This window comes from Acidimicrobiales bacterium (assembly GCA_016794585.1).
GTDB lineage: Bacteria > Actinomycetota > Acidimicrobiia > Acidimicrobiales > DATDAH01 > JAEUJM01.
Genome location: JAEUJM010000033.1, coordinates 20,828 through 39,813 on the forward strand (window position 1 = coordinate 20,828; position 18,986 = coordinate 39,813).

General features: G+C 72.9%; 18 protein-coding genes. 5 read left to right on the plus strand and 13 right to left on the minus strand.

Features of this window, described 5'->3' with window-relative positions:
- The first annotated feature begins 5 nt into the window (after positions 1-5).
- The 3 genes from JNK12_17460 (at position 6) to JNK12_17470 (ending at position 2,615) form a co-directional block, all read left to right on the plus strand.
- On the plus strand, positions 6-617 hold the full coding sequence (locus JNK12_17460) for a class I SAM-dependent methyltransferase (protein ID MBL8777733.1): 612 nt from the start codon (positions 6-8) through the stop codon (positions 615-617).
- Positions 618-892: 275 nt separating this feature from the next.
- Complete coding sequence (locus tag JNK12_17465; protein MBL8777734.1) at positions 893-1,666, plus strand: ParA family protein; 774 nt, start codon at positions 893-895, stop codon at positions 1,664-1,666.
- 34 nt (positions 1,667-1,700) lie between these two features.
- The gene (locus tag JNK12_17470; protein MBL8777735.1) at positions 1,701-2,615 is read left to right on the plus strand and encodes a ParB/RepB/Spo0J family partition protein; all 915 of its coding nucleotides are present in this window, start codon (positions 1,701-1,703) and stop codon (positions 2,613-2,615) included.
- A gap of 194 nt (positions 2,616-2,809) precedes the next feature.
- On the opposite strand, the gene JNK12_17475 is transcribed toward JNK12_17470, so the two are convergent.
- The 13 genes from JNK12_17475 to JNK12_17535 all read right to left on the minus strand — a co-directional run bounded on the left by JNK12_17475 (position 2,810) and on the right by JNK12_17535 (position 16,267).
- Positions 2,810-3,814 carry a peptidoglycan-binding protein gene (locus tag JNK12_17475; GenBank protein MBL8777736.1) on the minus strand — a complete coding sequence of 335 codons (1,005 nt, stop codon included), beginning with the start codon at positions 3,812-3,814 and terminating at the stop codon, positions 2,810-2,812.
- Positions 3,815-3,939: 125 nt separating this feature from the next.
- Complete coding sequence (trxA, locus tag JNK12_17480) at positions 3,940-4,266, minus strand: thioredoxin (protein MBL8777737.1); 327 nt, start codon at positions 4,264-4,266, stop codon at positions 3,940-3,942.
- A 129-nt stretch (positions 4,267-4,395) separates the two neighbouring features.
- On the minus strand, positions 4,396-5,097 hold the full coding sequence (locus tag JNK12_17485) for a PH domain-containing protein (GenBank protein MBL8777738.1): 702 nt from the start codon (positions 5,095-5,097) through the stop codon (positions 4,396-4,398).
- A gap of 20 nt (positions 5,098-5,117) precedes the next feature.
- Positions 5,118-5,273 (minus strand): hypothetical protein, encoded by a 156-nt coding sequence (locus tag JNK12_17490; GenBank protein ID MBL8777739.1) that lies wholly within the window; start codon positions 5,271-5,273, stop codon positions 5,118-5,120.
- A gap of 140 nt (positions 5,274-5,413) precedes the next feature.
- A complete protein-coding gene (trxB, locus tag JNK12_17495) occupies positions 5,414-6,391 on the minus strand; it encodes a thioredoxin-disulfide reductase (GenBank protein ID MBL8777740.1) in 978 nt (325 codons plus the stop codon).
- Between the two features lie 64 nt (positions 6,392-6,455).
- Positions 6,456-6,797: a hypothetical protein gene (locus JNK12_17500; GenBank protein ID MBL8777741.1), complete on the minus strand. Its 342-nt coding sequence runs from the start codon at positions 6,795-6,797 to the stop codon at positions 6,456-6,458.
- Positions 6,798-6,843: 46 nt separating this feature from the next.
- Positions 6,844-9,045, minus strand: a complete 2,202-nt coding sequence (locus JNK12_17505; protein MBL8777742.1) for an MMPL family transporter — start codon at positions 9,043-9,045, stop codon at positions 6,844-6,846.
- A 64-nt stretch (positions 9,046-9,109) separates the two neighbouring features.
- Positions 9,110-10,009 (minus strand): hypothetical protein, encoded by a 900-nt coding sequence (locus JNK12_17510; protein ID MBL8777743.1) that lies wholly within the window; start codon positions 10,007-10,009, stop codon positions 9,110-9,112.
- Positions 10,010-10,026: 17 nt separating this feature from the next.
- Positions 10,027-10,605: an RNA polymerase sigma factor gene (locus tag JNK12_17515; protein ID MBL8777744.1), complete on the minus strand. Its 579-nt coding sequence runs from the start codon at positions 10,603-10,605 to the stop codon at positions 10,027-10,029.
- Positions 10,606-10,630: 25 nt separating this feature from the next.
- Complete coding sequence (locus tag JNK12_17520) at positions 10,631-12,259, minus strand: serine/threonine protein kinase (protein MBL8777745.1); 1,629 nt, start codon at positions 12,257-12,259, stop codon at positions 10,631-10,633.
- An 85-nt stretch (positions 12,260-12,344) separates the two neighbouring features.
- Complete coding sequence (locus JNK12_17525; GenBank protein ID MBL8777746.1) at positions 12,345-13,175, minus strand: DegV family protein; 831 nt, start codon at positions 13,173-13,175, stop codon at positions 12,345-12,347.
- Positions 13,176-13,313: 138 nt separating this feature from the next.
- Complete coding sequence (locus JNK12_17530; GenBank protein ID MBL8777747.1) at positions 13,314-15,470, minus strand: hypothetical protein; 2,157 nt, start codon at positions 15,468-15,470, stop codon at positions 13,314-13,316.
- Positions 15,467-16,267 carry a GNAT family N-acetyltransferase gene (locus JNK12_17535; protein ID MBL8777748.1) on the minus strand — a complete coding sequence of 267 codons (801 nt, stop codon included), beginning with the start codon at positions 16,265-16,267 and terminating at the stop codon, positions 15,467-15,469. Before JNK12_17535 ends, JNK12_17530 begins: the two co-directional genes overlap by 4 nt.
- Positions 16,268-16,425: 158 nt before the next feature.
- Here JNK12_17535 and JNK12_17540 point away from each other — a divergent pair, with 158 nt between their 5' ends.
- Together JNK12_17540 and JNK12_17545 are read left to right on the plus strand one after the other, a co-directional pair.
- Entirely contained in the window at positions 16,426-17,475 is a 1,050-nt protein-coding gene (locus tag JNK12_17540; protein MBL8777749.1) for a histone deacetylase, read from the plus strand.
- A 31-nt stretch (positions 17,476-17,506) separates the two neighbouring features.
- The gene (locus JNK12_17545) at positions 17,507-18,916 is read left to right on the plus strand and encodes a CCA tRNA nucleotidyltransferase (GenBank protein MBL8777750.1); all 1,410 of its coding nucleotides are present in this window, start codon (positions 17,507-17,509) and stop codon (positions 18,914-18,916) included.
- Positions 18,917-18,986: the final 70 nt, after the last annotated feature.

Sequence of the window (18,986 nt, forward strand, 5' to 3'; positions counted from 1 at the left end):
CACCGGTGACGCCCCTCCAGGACGTGCTGGAGCGGGCCCACCGGCTCGGCTTCCTGGGCCCGGGCCCGGTCGACCCCCACGTCGACCATGCCCGGGCCTTTGCGCGTGCAGTGCCCGCTCCCCCGGCGCAGGCGGCGGATCTGGGCAGCGGGGGCGGTGTGCCCGCGCTCGTCCTGGCCATCGAGGAGTGGCCGGACTCGCTCTGGTGGCTCATCGAGTCGCGGGAGCGTCGGGCCGCGTTCCTGGTGGAGGCGGTCACGGCCCTCGAGGCCTCGGATCGCATCACGGTGCTGCACCAGCGGGCCGAGGACGTGGGCAACGACCCGCAGCACCGTGCCGGCTGCGACCTGGTGACGGCCCGGTCCTTCGGCGCTCCCCCCGTGACCGCCGAGTGCGCCGCCGGCCTGTTGCGGGTGGGTGGACGGCTCGTGGTGAGCGAACCCCCGGTGGCCACCAGCAACCGCTGGCCCCGTGCCCCGCTGGCCCAGCTCGGCCTGGAGCCGGAGGCCACCAGTGAGGGTCCACCACGACTGCAGGTCCTCCGCCTGGTGACACCGTGTCCGACGGCCTTCCCACGGGAGAGTGGGCGCGCCAAGCGCCGTCCCCTCTGGTCCTGATTGGGCACGCCGCCCGACCCCTCGTTCGGGAGCAGGTGTTTCACGTGGAACACCGGGACGAGGACGCCAATGGCTCCACGGGAACATCGTCGTGATTCGCGTCCCGCTGTTTCACGTGGAACACTCTGGGGATGAACGCAGCCTTCCTCGTGCGCACCGTCCTGGGACTGGCGACCCGGCCCTTCGCCGCCCTCGATGTTTCACGTGGAACTCGGAGGGTCCTTGACCCAGCCGCCGACAGCCAGCAGGATGGGCGCGCTATGAAGCCCCCGACCCTGCCGCGCATCATCGCTGTGGCCAATCAGAAGGGTGGCGTGGGCAAGACCACCACGGCCATCAACCTGGGCGCTTGCCTGGCCGAGCTCGGCTTGCGCACGCTGGTGGTGGACCTGGATCCCCAGGGCAACGCCAGTACGGGCTTGGGGATCAACATCCGTGACCTCGACCTCTCCATGTACGAGGTCCTGCTGGCTGATGCCCGTATGGAGGACTGCCTCGAAGCCACCTCGGTGAAGAACCTGTTCGTGGCACCGTCGAGCCTGGACCTGGCCGGCGCCGAGATCGAGCTCGTCTCGGTGATGAGTCGGGAGCAGCGGCTGGCCAACGCCATCGCCCAGGTGATCGACGACTTCGACTACGTACTCATCGACTGTCCTCCCTCGCTCGGTCTGCTCACCGTCAACGGCCTGGCCGCGGCCAGCGAGGTCCTCGTTCCCATCCAGTGCGAGTACTACGCCTTGGAGGGTCTGGGCCAGCTCCTGCGCAACGTGGAGCTGGTGCAGCGAAACCTGAACCCGAAGCTCGAGGTCAGCACCATCGTGTTGGTGATGTACGACGGGCGCACCACCCTGGCCGCCGACGTGGCCAAGGAGGTGCGCAGCCACTTCGGGGACAAGGTGGCCAAGGTGATGATCCCTCGCACGGTGCGGCTGTCCGAGGCGCCGTCGTACGGGCTGCCCATCACCTCGTTCGACCCGGGCTCCAAGGGGGCCCGGAAGTATCGCCTGCTGGCGGCCGAGGTCTCCGGCCTCGAGCCCGCGCGGGCCTGAGCACAGCGCCAGAAGAAGAGGAAGAGGAGAATCGGTGTCCACTCGCAAAGGCGGCCTGGGCCGTGGTCTGGGTGCCCTCATCCCCACCGACGTGGCCGCCACCGGTGACGGCACCGCGTTGCGCGAGATCCCCACGGGCCAGATCGAGCCGAACCAGTTCCAGCCCCGTGAGCACTTCGACGAGGAGTCGTTGGCCTCACTGACCGCCTCGGTCCGGGCCCTGGGGGTCCTGCAGCCCATCCTCGTGCGCCCGACCGACGATCCCGATCGCTACGAGCTGATCGCCGGCGAGCGTCGTTGGCGGGCGGCAAAGCGGGCGGGGCTGCCGTCGGTGCCCGCCATCGTCCGGGAAGTCGACGATCTCGATTCCCTCGAGCAAGCCGTGGTCGAGAACCTGCACCGTCAGGACCTCAACCCCTTGGAAGAGGCGGCGGCCTATCAGCAGCTGATGGAGGACTTCAACCTCACCCAGGAGCGCTTGGCCGAGCGGGTGGGCAAGAGCCGGTCTGCGGTGGCCAACACCCTGCGGCTGTTCCAGTTGCCCCCCTCGATCCAGAAGATGGTGGCCGAGAACCAGCTCACCGCGGGCCACGCCCGGGCCCTGTTGGGCACCCCGGATCGTGCCTTCCAGGAGGGACTGGCCCGGCGGGCGGTGTCGGCAGGGCTCTCGGTTCGTGAGGTCGAGGAAGCGGTGCGTCGCCGCGAGGGCGGCGGGGGGGCGGGCGAGGACGAGAACGCGGAGAAGGCCACGGCACCGGCGCTCCGACCGGCCGGCCTCCTCGAGCTCGAGGAGCTCCTCGCACAACACCTCGACACCCGGGTGGCGGTCTCCATGGGAGCGCGGAAGGGGCGCGTCGTCATCGACTTCGCCACCTTGGAGGACCTCGAGCGCATCTACCGCGCCATGGTGAACGGCCGACCCACCGACGAGGACGAAACTCTCAAGTAGTAGTTGAGACTTGACAGCGGCAAGACGCGTCCCGCGCGTGAGGGTTTTCCACACCTGTGGCAAACCCTGTGGTCAACCGTCGGAGGACCTGCCTGTCCGGCAGTGTTTCCCCTGGTCAGAGGGCATGAACCGCTGATTCACGGTCGCGGCGGGGCCTCACTGGACAGCGGTGTACATCGGCTCGGAAGTGGGAGTCAGGGGTCCAGTGGATCGTCGATCCACGCCACCACGGCTCGCACCAGCGCACCGACGAGGTCGGCGGCGCCCTCGACGGCGAGGCGGGGCTGGCCGATCTCGAGCTGGACGGCCGGCATCACCGTCTCGCGCAGGACCGGCAGGCGCATGCCGCGAACCTCGGCGGCCTGGGCCCCGAACGTGGAACGCAGCTCGTCGCCGGCGCGCTCGGCCAGGCGGCGGCCACCCACGGACTCGAACCCGGGGGAGGCGTAGTAGGAGAGGGTGCAGTCGGGGCCGGGGCGCAAGGACAGTCCCACGTAGGCCACCGCCTCGAACGCATTGGCGTCGGCGGCGAGGGCCGAGCCGTCGGGGTGATGGAGTGCTGCCACCACGGCCCCCTCGTCCTGGAGGGCACGGGCGAGTGCGGTGGCGAGCGCGTCGAGGCCGCCGAACTCGGCCACGACCACCCGCTGGCCGGCGAGGCTGCGCCGAGCGCGGCGCAGCCGGTCGCGTTCGCGCACCTCGGCTTCGGTGGTCGCCTCGCTGCCGCCCGCCGCCACCCCGCCGGCCGAGGCGCCCAGGCGGCGCAGGGCCTCGAGGGTGTCCGGCCCGCAGATGCCGTCACAGGTGAGGCCGACGTTCTGCTGGAAGTCCTTGAGGGCCTTGGCGCTGTCGACGCCGAAGAATCCGTCCACCCGGCCGGCGTCGAAGCCCAGTGAGCCGAGACGCTGCTGCAGTTCGTGCACGTCGTCGCCCCGCAACAGCGGGGTCCGGTGGTAGAGCAGGCGGTCGCCGAGGCGGTACCCCGCCTCGACCAGCGACGACCAGGTCTGCTGGCCGCACACCCCGTCCACGTGGAGTCCCCGCTGATCCTGGAAGCGACGCACGGCCCCTTCGGTGGCGGGGCCGTAGGTCCCGAGGGTGTCGTCGCTGCAGTCGTGGCCCACCGAGGCCAGGCGCGCCTGGAGGTCGCGCACCGGTTCGCCCGACTCGCCCGGGGACAGAGGAAGACCTTCGACCACGGCCGGAGGTTACTGGCGACCGCAGGCAGGTCCCCCCTGGGACCCGGACGCGAACAGGTCCCCCCGAGGTGGGGGGACCTGTCGAAGCGTGCTGGTCGGCGCCCGGCGGTCCCGCCGGGCCGAGCTCAGATGAACTCGCTGAGCTCCTCGAGCAGTTGGCCCTTGCCCTTGGCACCCACGAGGCGCTTCACGGGTTCGCCGTCCTTGAACACGATCAGGGTGGGGATGCTCATCACCTGGTAGTTCCGGGCGGCACCCGGGCTGTCGTCCACGTTCAGCTTGGCGATGGCCAGCTTGTCGCCGTGCTCGGCGGCGATCTCCTCCAGGATGGGGGCGATCATCTTGCACGGACCGCACCACTCGGCCCAGAAGTCCACCAGGACAGGGCCGTCGGCGGAGCCGATCTCCTCGGTGAAGGTGGCGTCGGAGAGGGTGGAGATGCCTGCGGCCATGGGAGCCTTCCTTGCTGGGTGGGTCACTGGTTGGGTCGAACGAGGCGAACGTAGCGCCACGACGCTGCGTGGCGATGATCGCGTACCCACAACCACGCGCGCCCCATGGGCATTCCCTCCGGGCCCTGCTCAGTCGTCGTAGTCGCCCCCGAACAGGCGACCGACCCAGCCCGCAGCGGACGACCTCGTCGAGGGGTCGGTGGCGGTGGGGGAGGGGGAGGGTGACGGTGAGGACAGTGAGGGGGAGGAGGGTGAGGGGGAGGAGGGTGAGGGCGGTCCTCCGGGGGTGCCCGGCGAGGTCACGTCGATGGACACCGACGGACGGGCCGTCGACGCGGCGGTGTCCGGGGTGGCGCCGTGCAGGGTGAGGTGCGACAGGATCGAGTACATGCGGTGGGGGTCGGGCACGTAGTCGAGCCGGGACAGCGCCTGGTCCTGGCCGGCGGTCTCGATGACGAAGCGGCCGTAGCCGAGCACGCGCCCGAGCGGCGGTGTCTCGTACGTGAGGTCGGTGATCTTGCGCAGCGGCATGGCCGCGAGGCGCCGGGTGACGATCCCGGAGACCGAGAAGACCCGCCAGTCGGTCACGTACAGGGCGTCCACCCGCCAGTCGGCGATCTTCCACGACACCCGCAGCCAGAGGAACATCACCCCGAGGCCCAGGAGCCCCGTGACCTCGGTCGAACCGGTCATGCCGAAGAAGATGGACAACAGCAACAGGCTGCCGCCCGCCCACATCGCGGGCCGTAGCAGGATGGCCCAGTGGCGGTGGGTCTCGTACTGCACCGTCTCGCCCTCGAGCAGGAACCGCTCGGACGTCGCGCTGGTCATGGCGCGCCGGCACCCATGGCTCAGTCGAGCAGTTGCTTCAGGAACTCGATCACGCCGCTCCAGATGTCGCCGACCACGGTGAGGGCGGAGTCCACCCACTCGGCGGAGGCCTCGGGCTGGGTGACGAGCAGGAACAGGCCGACGCCCACGACGATGCCTGGCAGCAGCTTCTTCATGGTCGACTCTTCAGGGTCGGCGCCGGGGGCCTCAGTGATCCTCGGGCGCGTACGCGGGCACGACGGACGCGTTCGACCCTAGTGGTGCCCCTCCCCGGGAGCGGGGATGGTCGGGGAGCGGCCGAGCGGCGGCGGGATCTTCAGGAGAGGGCGGCGTGGGCCGCGGCCTCGAGCCAGCGCTCGGCGTCGATGGCCGCCTGGCAGCCCGAGCCGGCCGCGGTGATGGCCTGGCGATAGGTGTGGTCCTGCACGTCGCCGCAGGCGAACACGCCGTCGACGTTGGTGTAGGTGCCGGGACCGGTGACGAGGTAGCCGGTGTCCTCCATGTGGAGCTGACCCTTGAACAGGTCCGTGTTGGGCTGGTGGCCGATGGCCACGAACACGCCGGACACGGGCAGGGTGGAGGTCTCGCCCGTGAGGACGTTGCGCACGTCGATGCCCTCGACGGCGTGCTCGCCGTGGATCTCCTCGACGGTGTGGTTCCAGAGGAACTCGATCTTGGGGTTGGCGAAGGCCCGTTCCTGCATGATCTTCGAGGCCCGCAGCTCGTCGCGGCGGTGGATCAGCGTCACCTTGCTCGCGAACTTGGTGAGGAAGAGCGCCTCCTCCACCGCCGAGTCGCCGCCGCCGACCACCGCGATCTCGTGCTCGCGGAAGAAGAACCCGTCGCAGGTGGCGCAGGTGGACAGGCCGTGGCCGAGCAGGCGCTGTTCGGCCTCGAGGCCCAGCATCAGGGAGCGGGCACCCGTGGACACGATGATGGCGTGGGACCGGTAGGTGGGCTCGGCGGCCTCGGGATCGCCCACCCACACGCCGAAGGGTCGGGCGGAGAAGTCGACCTTGGTGACCTTCTCGGTGAGGATGTCGGCCCCGAACCGCACGGCCTGCTCGCGGAAGCGGGCCATGAGGTCGGGCCCCATGATCCCCTCGGGGAAGCCGGGGAAGTTCTCCACGTCGGTGGTGAGCATGAGCTGACCGCCGGGCTGGTCGCTGGTGGAGGACGGCTCGCCCTCGATGACCAGCGGCCCGAGGTTGGCCCGGGCCGTGTAGATGGCCGCGGTGAGCCCGGCAGGGCCCGATCCGATGATGATGACGTTGCGCACGTCGGTGTCGCTCATGTCCGCTCGAACTCCGTGGGAGGGTGGGCTATTCCGTGGGTGGGGCGTGGTGGGACGGGGGCCCTCAGTCGGGCGCGTCGGCCGGCGCGTAGCGCTTCGACCAGAGCAGCAGCCCGCAGCCCACGAAGAGCAGGCCCACGATCCCGTGGGCGACCCAGACGCCGCCGGGGGCGTAGACGTTCACGAAGCGCACCAGGCCGATGACCAGCAGGATGAGGGCTGCGGTGCCGAGCATGGTGGCCAGGAACCCGAACACCATGGCTCGGGCGGCCCGGATGGCGGGCCCGGTGGTCTTGTCCCGGATCTGGTCGACCAGGTTGACGATCTGGTCGGTGGCCTTGGCGGGCCAGTCCTCGGCCGGTCCCGAGGGGCCGGGGCCGGGTCCCCCGCTGGTCGTGTCCGTCATGGGCGCCAACCCTACCCAGACGCGACCAGCGGGGGAGCAGGCGGCCTCAGTGGTTGAAGCTCACCCGGGGCAGCAGCCGGTCGAGCCACGAGGGCAGCCACCAGTTCCGCTCCCCGAGGAGGCCCATGAGGGACGGCACGAGCATCATGCGCACGATGGTGGCATCGAGCAGCACCGCCACCGCCAGGGTGACGCCCAGCTCCGTCGGGGGGATGGGGCCGGTGACCCCGAAGGCCACGAACACCACGATCATGATGAGGGCGGCGTTGGTGATGGGCCGTCCGGTGCGGGCGATGCCCTCGCGGATGGCCACCTGGGTGTCACCGGTCTCCTCGTAGCGCTCGCGGATCGCGGCCAGCAGGAAGAGCTGGTAGTCCATCGAGAGTCCGAAGAGCAGGGCGAAGAAGAACAGCGGTGCCCAGGCGTCGACGAAGCCCTGGTGGTCGATGCCGATGAGGCCGGCGCCGATGCCGTGCTGGAACACGATGGCGGCGAAGCCGAAGCTGGCGCCGACGCTGATGAGGTTCAACACGATCGACGACAGGGCCACGGTCAGGCTGCGGAACACGATCAACAGCAGGAGGAACGCGACCGCCATGATGAGCCCCACGGCCAAGGGCGCCCGGCCGAGGAGCACCTCGGTGAGGTCGTGGTTCTGCGCCGCGGGACCGCCGACGAGAGCGGCCGGCACGGCGTCGCCCACCTCGGTGCGCAGTCGGGCCACCAGGTCGGAGGTGGCCTGGTCGTCGACCGCCGTGGTGGGCGTGACCCGCACCACGGTTCGACCGCTGGCCGCGGGCTCGGCGACGATGCGGGCGTCGGCCACGCCCTCGTCAGCGGTGGCGATGGCGACGACCTGCTCGGCGTCCTCGGCCGGGACCGTGACGAACAGCGGCGCGGCGGCGCCGGGACCGAACGACTCCACGAGGAGCTCGTAGCCGTCGCGGCTGGAGCGTCCCTCGTCCACCACCCGGGCTCCGGGCATGCCGAGACGCAGGCCGAGGGCGGGCGCGGCCAGGGCGAGGAGCAGGAACAGGCCGAGGGCGAGGGTGAGACCGGGGCGCTTCAGGGCACGACCGGTCCAGCGGGCCCAGCGGCCCTCGGCGGCCCGATCGGGGTCCTCGTGGCCCTTGGTGACGAGCACCCGATCACCCATGACGGCCAGGACGGCGGGCAGCAGGGTGAGCGACGCCAGTGCGGTGGCGGTGACCGACAGCATCATGCCGAGCGACATGGCCCGGAAGACCATGACCGGCACGACGAGCACGGCGGCGAGGGACAGCACGACGGTGAGGGCGGACAGGAACACGGCCTTGCCCGAGCTGGAGAGCGTGGCGGCCATGGCGTCGGCGGTGTCGAGGCCGTCCTCGCGTTCCTCTCGGTAGCGGGAGACGATGAAGAGGCTGTAGTCGATGCCGACGGCGAGGCCGATCATCATCGAGAAGTTCATGGACCACACCGACATCGGGGTGAGCCCGGTGAGCAGGTGCAGGGCGGCGAAGCCCACGGCGATCCCGGCGAGGGCCAGGAGCAGGGGGAGGCCGGCGGCGATGGCCGAGCCGAAGGCGATGAACAACAAGATGACGGTGGGCAGGCCCGAGACCAGCTCGGCGAGGTGGAGCGCCTCCTCGTTGGTCTCGTTGAAGTCGCTCCAGACCGGCCACTCGCCGGTGACCTCGACCCTGGCGCCGTCGGGCACCCCGAGCTCGCTCACGTGGTCGATGAGCTCGCCGGCGGATTCGGGGAGGTCGGCGTCCACGTCCCCTTCGAGGGCGACGGGGATGAGGGCGGTGCGACCGTCCGGGGCGAGCAGCCCCGCCTCGGCGGGCAGGGTCAGCGGGTCGGCCACCCGGGCGGCGCCGGGCGCGCCCTGGAGATCCGCCACCACGGCCTCCAACCCGGCGGGGTCGTCGGCGATGGGCGTCTCCTGGCGGTACACGACCACGGCCGACTCGGCGCCCAGGGCGGGGAAGTCGGCGCGCAGCTCGTCGCGCACCTCCTGGGCGGTCGAGCCCTGTGCCTCCCAGCCGGCACCGGACAGCGCGCCGGACAGGCCGAGGGCGAGGGGCGCGGCCAGGAGCACGACGGCGAGCCAGGTGATCAGGACACCCTTGCGGCGCTTGACGGAGAACCGGGCGATGCGGGCCAGCCAGCCGGCCTTCGCGTCGCCGTGGTCACCGGCGGGGGAGGGGTGGGGGGCCGCCGGCGTGGGATCGCCGGCGGCGGTGGGGTCGTCGAGGAGGGTCACGGGGATTCATCCTAGATACCCCCGGGGGTATACGACAACCCGGCCCGTCGGCTGGGGGCCGCGCTCAGAGCCGCTGCACCGGGACGACCTCCCGACAGGTGCCGTCGGCGGCGATGGTGGCGGGGTCGACGAACCAGAGGCGGCGGGAAGCCGACGGGTCGCTCTCGACGTAGACGAGCCCCTCCTCGCCGTCGACCGTGGCCCGCCCGAGCAGCACGACCTCGACGCCGAAGTCGTCGAGGCAGGCCTCGTCGGTGGCGCGCTGGGTGGGGGACGGATCGAGGACCAGTTCGCCCCGGACCCGGGCGGCGAGGTCCTCGCCCTTGGCGAAGGTGCCGAGAGTCGGCAGCGCGGGGTCGATGCCGGCCTCGGTGGCCGCGGTCCCCGCCCCGTCGGGTGCCGTCGTGCTGGGGACACCGGGGGTGAACTGCTCGCTGTCGGCGGCGCCGGCGCTGGCATCACCGCCGTCGTCGCCCGACTCCGCGGGTGCGTCGGGCGCCGTGGCGGTGGCGGCCTCGTCGCTCGAGGAGCTGCCGGTGGTGTCGCCGAGACGCAGCACCAGCGCGCCGGCGGCGGCGACCAGCACCAGTGCGGCGGCGACGGAGAGGATCACGGGTCCGAGGCGGCGCTGGCGCCGGGCGCGAGCTGCGGAGAGCTCGGACGGTGGGGGAGGGGGCGTCGGCACCACACGGGGCTCGGGGGGCGCGGCGGCGGCCGCCGGCGCAGTCGTCGCCCTACCGTCGGATCCCAGTGCGGCGACCGCACGGGCCAGGTGGGCGTCGCGCACGACGGGGTCCACGAGGGGCACGGGCCCGCCCACGGCACGGGCCACGGAACGGAACTGCTCGAGTCGGGCCGTGAGCCCAGGGTCGCCGGTGACCCTCGCCACGTCGTCGGGCGAGGCCACGCCGTCGAGCACGGCGGAGACGAGCAGGTCGTCCGGCGTCGGTTCAGGCTGGTTCATGGCTCCCTCCTCTGACGTCACGAGGGACCCTCCTGGTTCCCGGCCGTCGTCGCGAGGTGCTCGGCGAGGGCGGCCCGGCCCCGGGCGATGCGTGAGCGCACGGTGCCCGGGGGGATGCCGAGGGTCTCGGCGATCTCGGCGTAGTCGAGCTGGCAGAGGTCCCGGAGCACCACCGCGGCCCGGAACTCGGGGGGCAGCGTGGCCAGGGCGGCGTCAACCTCGAGGCGGTCGGCGATGGCGTCGGCCACGGCGGGAGCGACGTCCACCGGGGTGTGGGCGTCGCCGCGGTCGGGGGGGTCGGGCTCCACGGGCACGGGCCGCCGGCCCCGCCGGCGGAGCTCGTCGAGGCAGGCGTTGGTGGCCACCCGGTAGGACCAGGTGCTGAACGCGGCCCGGCCGTCGAAGCGGGGGAGGCCCCGCACGATGGCCATGACGGCCTCCTGGGTGGCGTCGTCGGCGTCGGCGGCGTTGCCGGCGAGCCGCCGGCAGATGGCGTGGACCCGGTCGTAGTGGCGTCGCAGCAGCGCGTCGAGGGCGGCGGTGTCGCCCCGCTGCGCCGCCGCCACGAGGGTGCCGTCGTCGGCCTCCGGGGTCACGCCGGCGCCCGGTCGCCCGTGCCCCTCACGACGCCGCCACCGACACGTCGGCGATGGCGACGTTGCCGCCGTCGGGCAGCGCGGTGATCCAGATCAGGACCTGGTCGCCCGTCGCGCCACCGAGATCGACCACGGTCTCGCCCTCGGCGAAGGGCTGGGCGGCCACGACGGGCTCGCCCCACCCGGCCAGGTCGGCCGCGGCCTCCTCGCCGACGTACACGTCCGCGGTCCACCCGCCGGTGGTGGAGCTCACGGTGAGGGTGTCGAGCGCGACCGCCTGGTCGAGGGTGAGGATGAGGCCGACCCCTTCCTTCAGGCCGCCGAAGTCCGCGGAGTTGTAGGTGGAGGTGACCCACGCGCTGGCGGGGTCGTCGTCGATGGCCCGAGGCGCCGCCTCGTCGTTCTCACCGTCACCCACCTCGGGGTCGAAGGGGGTGGCGGTGGTGATGGTGACGGGCGCGGCGCCGTCGGGCGCCGCCGGCGCCGTGGTCGTGGTGGTGCCGTCCGCCCCACCGAAGAGCCCGTCCTCCGACAGGGTGTTGCCGATCAGCACGCCGGCGACGGCGAGGGCGATGGCCACGAAGACGATGATCAGCGCCGGGAAGAGGAACCCCCGCTCACGCTTGACGAAGTCGCCGGTCGGGGCGGCCCCGGTGCCCTTGGCGGCGCCCGCGGCGCCGCCGGCGCCCGCACCGCTCGCCCCGGCGCCCGCCGAGGCCACCGCCGGGGTGCCCGCCGGCGGGGTGCGGGTCGTGACCGCGGTGTTGTCGGCGTAGCTGACGGGCTCGGACGGCCCGAGGTTTGCGGCCTGGAGCGCCGCCCGAAGCTCCGCGGCGCCGTCGAAGCGCTGATCGGGGTCCCGGGCCATCGCCCGCATCACCACGTCGTCGAGTTCCCGGGGCAGGTCGGCCTTGATCTGGCGGGGTCGCGGCGGGTTCGTGGTGAGGCGCGCCAGAGCGGTGGCCGCGTCCGTGTCGGCGTCGAAGGGGGGCCGGCCGCTGAGCATCTCGTAGAGGACGATGCCGAGGGCGTAGACGTCGGTGCGGGCGTCGACGGGGCGGCCCTCGACCTGTTCGGGGGCCAGGTACTTGGCCGTCCCGAGCATGGTGCCCTCCTTCGTGTGGTCGCCGCCCTCGTCCAGCTTGGCGATGCCGAAGTCGGCCACCATCACCCGCTCGTCCTGGCAGAGCAGGATGTTGGCCGGCTTGATGTCCCGGTGCACCAGGCGGGACTGGTGGGCGACCGCCAGCGCATCGGCCACGGCCACGCCGATGCGCACGGCCTCGGCCGGCGGCAGGCTGTGGCGCCGGTCGAGCTCTTGGCGCAGGGTGACCCCGTCCACCAGCTCCATGACGATCGCTTCCATGCCGTCGCCCGAGTACGTGTCGAAGATGGACACGATCGAGGGGTGGGCGAGGCGGGCGGCGGCGATCGCCTCCCGACGGAAGCGCTCGACGAAGGTGGTGTCGTCGGTCAGGTGGGCGTGGAGCAGCTTGACCGCCACCCGGCGGTCGAGCACGAGGTCCGTGGCCTCCCACACCTGCGCCATCCCCCCGGTGGCGATGAGCCGCTCGAAGCGGTAGCGACCGGCCAGCAGCGTGCCGACCAGGTCGGCGCGTCCGCCGGGGCGCGAGGGGGGAGGGGAGTCGGACACGACGCCCCTGAGGCTAGCTAGTGGCCTTCGCCTCCCTCGGGACGGCCGCCGAGGGTGACCGTGACCCGTCGGTGCGGACGGACGGCTACTTCTTCGTGCGGAAGCCGATGCCGATGACGCCGGGGCCGGCGTGGGTGCCGATGACGGGGCCGATGGTGCCCACGAAGAGGTCCTCGCGCGTGTACTTGGGCGCCAACATGTCCACGAACTCGTCGAAGTCGGCGGCGAGGCCGTTCAACACGCAGAGGTCCTCGACGTCGTCGGCGAGGGCCCGGTCGCGCAGCCAGCCGATGGCCTTCTTGCGGGTGCGCTGCTTGGAGGCCTCCTCGACGTGGCCGTGGCTGATCTCGAGGATGGGCTTGATGGCCAACATGTTGCCGACGAGCGCCTGGGCGCCGCCGATGCGGCCGCCCTTCTTCAGGTTGTCGAGGGTGTTCAACGCGCCGAAGATGCGCGTGCGCTCGGCCTTCTCGGTGAGGTCGGCCACGATCTCGTCGGCGCTCTTGCCCGCCTCGGCGGCCTGGGCGGCCTCGATGCAGGCCAGCCCGATGGCGCCGCTCACTGTCTGGGTGTCGATGACCCGGACGTCGATGTCGACGTTCTTGGCGGCCTGCTGGGCCGATTCCATGGTGGCGGACAGCCCGGAGGCCAGGTTGATGCAGAGCACGGTGTCGGCGCCGGCGGCCGCCTGCTTCTCGAAGGCCTCCTGGAAGCGGCCCGGCGCCGGGGCGGAGGTCTCGGGCAGGGCGTCGTGGCTGGCCAGCTTGTCGTAGAACGACTCGACGTCGAGCTCGAAGCGGTCGACGTACTCGTCGTCGCCGAAGCGGATGTTGAGCGGCACGATCTCGATGCCGTACCGCTCGACGACGTCGTCGGGCAGGTCGCAGGCGCTGTCGGTGACGATCCGGATGCTCATGTCTGCGTTGCGCCTCCTCGGTCGTGCCCCGGGTGGGCGTCGACACGTGCTGGTTGTCCTGCTGGGACGTGCTGGTTGACCCGCTGGGTCGATGCTGCGTGGGCAGCGGGTGCTTCGACCGTCGCAGAGACCGGAAGGTTACTTCCCGGCCCCGTGCCCGTCGCTGTCCCCGTCGCTGTCCCGGTCGTTGTCCCGGTCGGCCTCGGCGATGGCGTCGGCGGCCTCGTCGGCGGCGACCAGCTTGCGGGCCCGGCGGACGCGTCGGAAGTGGCTGGCCCACCAGAGGGCGAGGAAGAGCCCGGCGCCGACCGACAGCACGAGGCCGACGCCCGAGACCGCGGTGGACCGGACGGTGAAGCGCGAGCGCGACACCACGACGATCTCGTCGGGTGAGGTGACCACCAGGCGGAGTGGGAACGTGCCGGAGCTCCGGGCGCGGACGGCGATGTCGAGGGAGGTCACCGTGCTGGCGGGCAGGTGCACGATCACGGTGTCCCCGTCGGGGAAGGTGAGCTTGTCGCTGTCGAAGCGCAGGCGGACGGTGACGTCGTAGAGGTTCTCGTTGCTCAGGTTGAGCGGGATGCTGCCGTCGCGGGAGGTGAGGGTGACGTTGCCGCTCTCGGGCGCCACGACGGCCGCCGACGCCCGGTCGATCTGGCGGCTGATGGCGTCGAGGTAGGCCCGTCGCTGGGCGCGGCCGAAGTCCGCCGATCCCGAGACCAGCAGGCGGCGCTGCATCGACGCGACGACGGGGTTGTCCCGGCCCGCCATGCTGGCGAAGCCCTCGGCGGTGAGGCGGGTGAGGGGCAGCACCTCGGGATAGCTGCCGAGCGACGGGGCGGGCTGGGGCGCGAGGGTGCGCACGAGCAGGGGCCCGTCCGGGTCGCCGGCGCCGCCCGCGGTGGCGTCCGGGACCCGGGTGAAAAGCTCGTCCACGGTGGCCGGGGTGACGATGGTGGAGGCGCCGAGCCCCGAGAGCAGGGTCTCGAGGAAGGCCGGCGACGGGTCCCACCGTCGGGGCAGCGTCACGGCCACGCCCCGCTGCTGCGTCGGCCGGTCGAACCAGAGCACGGCGAGGTCGGTGAGGAGGTTGGTGGCGTCGAGCACCGGGTCGCCGGTCGAGTCGACGTGCGCGGCGAGGGCCGCGTCGGCGGCGACGGCCCGGGCCACGCTGCCGTCGCCGTCGAGGACGCCGAAGGGCTGGGCGACCGTGGTGGGGAAGGCGGCGGGGTCGACGGGCGCCAGGGCGTTCGAGGGGATGACGATCTGGTCGGCGCCCAGCTCCTCGAGCCGGGTCAGGGCATCGGGCGACAAGGTGGCGTCGGCCACCGCGGTGCGCCGGTCAGGTCGCTCGACGAGGTGCTCGGCAAGGGCGGCGTCCCCCGCGGTGGTCTGGCGGGCGATGTCCTCGTCGAGGCCGGCGCTGACCCAGGCCGAGAGGTCGACGGGTACGTACTGGGACGACATCACCTGGCGGCCGTCGATGGCCCGGCGCAGGCGGGCGAGCGACGGGGAGCCGGACAGCCCGGCGACCGTGTCGGGGGTGGGCACGACCGTGAGGGGCAGGTCGGGATGGTCGAGGAGCGCGTCGAGCAACGCGGTCAGCCGGTCCTCGCCGACCGGGTCGACGCGGCGGCGACCGCTGGGGGCGATGCCGGGGCCGGCGTCGACGGGGAGCACCACGGCGACCTGCAGCGGCGGGGCCTCGCTCGTCGAGCCGGGCAGGCGGACGAGGTGGGTGACGAGACGGTCGAGGACGGCGCCCTCGTGCACCAGGCGGACCTCGACGGGGTACACCCCCGACTCGTCGATCTCGGCATCGAACTCGCCGGCCGCGGGATCGGCGTCGCCGTCGGTGGCGAAGCGGATCGCGGCCTCGGGTGGGTCGTCGGACGACAGCGGACGGGTGCCGACGTCACCGATCACGTCGCCGAGCTCGCCTCCCGCCGCCTGCGCGGCGAAATCGGAGCGGGAGGCCGTGACCTCGTGGACGTCGGCCTCGATGACGGCGCCGTCGGGGACCTCGCCGGTGGCCCGGACCCGCACGCGGTACGAGTCGCCGGGGGCCACCCAGGTGGTCTGGCGCTCGAGGAGGAGCGTCGGCGCGTCCGGGTCGGGGGCACCGGTCGTCGTGGTGGCAGGTGTGGCGGCGGCGGTGGTGGGGGTGGTGGTGGTGGAGGCCGTCGTCGCCGGCTCCTCCTGGGCGCCGGCGGCGGAGACGGTCACCGTCGTGGCGGCGAGCCCCGCGGCGACGGCGAGGGCGGCGAGCAGGCGCGTGGCGCCCGTCGCGTTCACGTCGCCCCGCGGAGGGGGAGCGAGAGCACGGCCAGGCCGCCTGGCTGGCGCTCGAAGCCCTCGCGCTCGTAGAGCGCGAGGGCGGCGGCGTTGCGCTCCTGGGTGTTGACCATCACGCGGCGGACGCGTCGCCGCTCGAGCCAGCGCAACCCGTCGACGAGGAGGGACCGACCCACGCCGCCGCGGTGGCGGTCGGGCGCCACCGCGAGGCGCTGGACGTAACCGCGGTGCGAGGCGCGACCGATCACCGAGTAGCCGACCACCTCGGCGGTGGTCCCCCGGTCGGCGACCGCCACGCGAAAGCGCGCCGACGGGGTCGCGGCGATGGCGTCGGCCAGGCCCCGGTGGTCCAGGCGCCAGAACGGCTCGAAGGCCTGGTGATCGAGGCGCAGCACCGAGTCGCGGTCGTTCGTGTGGCCCCGGCGCAGCACGACGCCGGCGGGTGCACCGGGAGCCCGCGGCGGCGCCACCGGCAGGGCGCGGGCCAGCAGGTGCAGACGCTCGTGCACCTCGAAGCCGACGGTGAGGAAGGCCGCCTGGTCGAGGGGGGCCAGGGCGGCGGTGACCACCGACCGGTAGCCCTGCTCGCCGGCCAACTCGAGGGCGCGGCGCACGTCGGTGACCGCGCTCGGCGAGCCTCCGTGCACGGGCACGACGTAGGCGACCTCGGGGTGGCCCTGCCACGGGCCGAGGCGCAGCGGCGAGCCCTCGCCGTGGAGCACCACCCCACCGCGGCCGTCCCGCACCAGGCCGGCCCGGAGCCGGGGCGCGACGGGGCGGGACGGGGGACGGGGCACGACCCCCCGAGGATACGGCCCGCCCGAGGCCCTCTGCGGCGCGGGACGGCGGCGCCGTCCGCGCATCGCCCCGTGGTCCTCGACCGCTGGAGGCCAGGGTGAGCGTGGGGGTCGGGGAGAGGGTGGGGGAGAGGCCGGGCGGTACCGTGGGCGCCACCATGACCGTCCTGTTCGCGACGCATCCGGCCTTCGCGCGCCACGACACCGGCCCGGGCCACCCCGAGCGCCCGCAGCGGCTCCAGGCCGTCCTCGACGGCGCCGAGGCGGCCGGGCTGGGCGAGGCCCTGGTCGACCTCGACCCTCGCCCGGCCACCCGTGCCGACCTCGAGCGCGTCCATCCAGCGGCGTTCATCGACCGCATCGAGGCGTTCTGCGCCAAGGGCGGCGGCTACATCGACGGGGACACCGTCGCCGTGGCCGAGTCGTGGGACGCGGCGCTGTTGGCCGCGGGCGCCGGCCTCACCGCCATCGAAGCGCTCGACCGGGGGGACACCGGCGCGGACAGCGCGTTCTGCGCGGTGCGCCCGCCCGGCCACCACGCCCGCCCGGCCCAGGCCATGGGCTTCTGCCTGTTCAACAACGTGGCCGTGGCCGCCGCCGCCCTGGCCGACCGGGGCGAGCGGGTGCTGGTGGTCGACTACGACGTGCACCACGGCAACGGCACCCAGGACATCTTCTACCGCGATCCGCGCGTCGTGTACGTGTCGTTCCACGAGTGGCCGCTGTACCCGGGCACCGGCGGCCTCGACGAGACCGGCGCCGGCGACGGGGCGGGCGCCACCATCAACTTCCCTCTGCCGACGGGGGCCACGGGCGATGTCCTGCGCCTCGGCGTGGACGAGGTGCTCGCGCCCCTCGTCGACACGTGGGCGCCCACCTGGGTGCTGCTCTCGGCCGGCTTCGACGCCCACCGCGACGACCCCCTCGCCGGGCTGTCGCTGGCCTCGGGCGACTTCGCCGACCTGACCGCCGACCTCCTCGCGTTCGTGCCCGCCGGCCGGCGCCTCGTGTTCCTCGAGGGCGGCTACGACCTCGGCGCCCTGTCGCGCTCGACCACCGCCTGCCTCGGCGCCATGGCCGGCGTCGACCTCCGCCCCGAGCCCGCCACGTCCGGCGGGCCCGGCGGCACCGTGGTGCGCGCCGTGGCCGAGCGGCGCGCCATCGAGGCCGACCTCTCCGCGCCCCTCGACCGCCCCGACGTCCCGTGAGCTCCCGTTCGTGAGCAACCCACCGACCACCATCCCCGAGCCCCTTCGGCCCGCCCTCCAACCGGTCCTCGACGACGTCGCGCCCTTGGCCGAGCGCTTCACCGCCGCCGGCCACCGGCTCTACCTCGTGGGCGGCGTCGTGCGCGACCTGCTCCTGGGCTCGCCGCTCCCGGACGTCGACATCGACCTGACCACCGACGCCCGTCCCGAGCAGACCAAGGCCATCCTCAACGGCTGGGCCGACGCGGTGTGGACCCAGGGCGAGCGCTTCGGCACCATCGGCGCCAAGAAGGGCGACCGCGAGTTCGAGATCACCACCCACCGGGCCGAGGCCTACCGCCCGGACTCCCGCAAGCCCGAGGTCGAGTTCAGCGACGCCATCGAGGCCGACCTCTCCCGCCGCGACTTCACCGTCAACGCGATGGCCCTGTCGCTGCCCGACCTCGCCCTCGTCGACCCCTTCGACGGGATGGTCGACCTGCTGGTGCACCGGCGCCTGCGCACCCCACTCGCGCCAGAGGAGTCGTTCAGCGACGACCCCCTTCGCATGCTCCGGGCCGCCCGCTTCCTCGCCGGCTATGGCCTGATGCCCGACGGCGACCTCATCGCCGCGGTCAAGGCGCTGGCCCCCCGGCTCGAGATCGTGGCGCCCGAGCGGATCCGCCTCGAGCTCGACAAGCTCATGGTGGTGGACGACCCGTCTGCGGGGCTCTGGTTCCTGGTCGACACGGGCCTCGCCCAGGAGTTCCTGCCCGAGCTGCCGGCCATGCGCCTCGAGCAGGACCCCATCCACCACCACAAGGACGTGCTGGCCCACACCATCGCGGTGGTGGCCAAGACTCGCCGCCTCGACGCCGAGGGCCGTCCCAACAAGCGCGTGCGCCTCGCCGCGCTGCTCCACGACGTGGGCAAGCCAAAGACCCGGTCGTTCGCCAACGGTGGCGTGAGCTTCCACCACCACGAGGTGGTCGGTGCCCGCATGGCCCGCGAGCGGCTCCAGGCGCTGCGCTACCCCAACGACGAGACCGACGACATCGTCCAACTCGTCTACCTGCACCTGCGCTTCCACACCTACGCCATGGGCTGGACCGACGCCGCGGTGCGCCGCTTCGTGCGCGACGCCGGCGACCTGCTGCCCGAGCTCATCGAGCTGACCCGCTGCGACTGCACCACGCGCAACCAGCGCAAGGCCGAGCGCCTGTCCCGCCGCATGGACGAGCTCGAGGAGCGCATCGCGAAGCTCCAGGAGCAGGAGGCGCTCGACGCCATGCGCCCCGACCTCGACGGGCGCCAGGTGATGGACCACCTCGGCGTCGAGCCCGGTCGTTGGGTCGGCGAGGCCCTCGACCACCTGCTGCAGCTGCGCCTCGACGAGGGCCCCCTCGGCGAGGAGGAGGCCTACCGCCGCCTCGACCAGTGGTGGGCCGCCCGCGAGGGCTGAGGCCACGGCGGGGGGTTCCTGACCCCGGCCGAGATCCGATGTGGCGGATCCGCGGGTGCGGCACCCTTTA

Coding starts and splice junctions, on each gene's coding strand:
- trxA (MBL8777737.1), bottom strand. CDS start 4,266: ATGGCCGCAGGCATCTCCACCCTCTCCGACGCCACCTTCACCGAGGAG.
- JNK12_17485 (MBL8777738.1), bottom strand. CDS start 5,097: ATGACCAGCGCGACGTCCGAGCGGTTCCTGCTCGAGGGCGAGACGGTG.
- JNK12_17490 (MBL8777739.1), bottom strand. CDS start 5,273: ATGAAGAAGCTGCTGCCAGGCATCGTCGTGGGCGTCGGCCTGTTCCTG.
- trxB (MBL8777740.1), bottom strand. CDS start 6,391: ATGAGCGACACCGACGTGCGCAACGTCATCATCATCGGATCGGGCCCT.
- JNK12_17500 (MBL8777741.1), bottom strand. CDS start 6,797: ATGACGGACACGACCAGCGGGGGACCCGGCCCCGGCCCCTCGGGACCG.
- JNK12_17510 (MBL8777743.1), bottom strand. CDS start 10,009: ATGAACCAGCCTGAACCGACGCCGGACGACCTGCTCGTCTCCGCCGTG.
- JNK12_17525 (MBL8777746.1), bottom strand. CDS start 13,175: ATGAGCATCCGGATCGTCACCGACAGCGCCTGCGACCTGCCCGACGAC.
- JNK12_17540 (MBL8777749.1), top strand. CDS start 16,426: ATGACCGTCCTGTTCGCGACGCATCCGGCCTTCGCGCGCCACGACACC.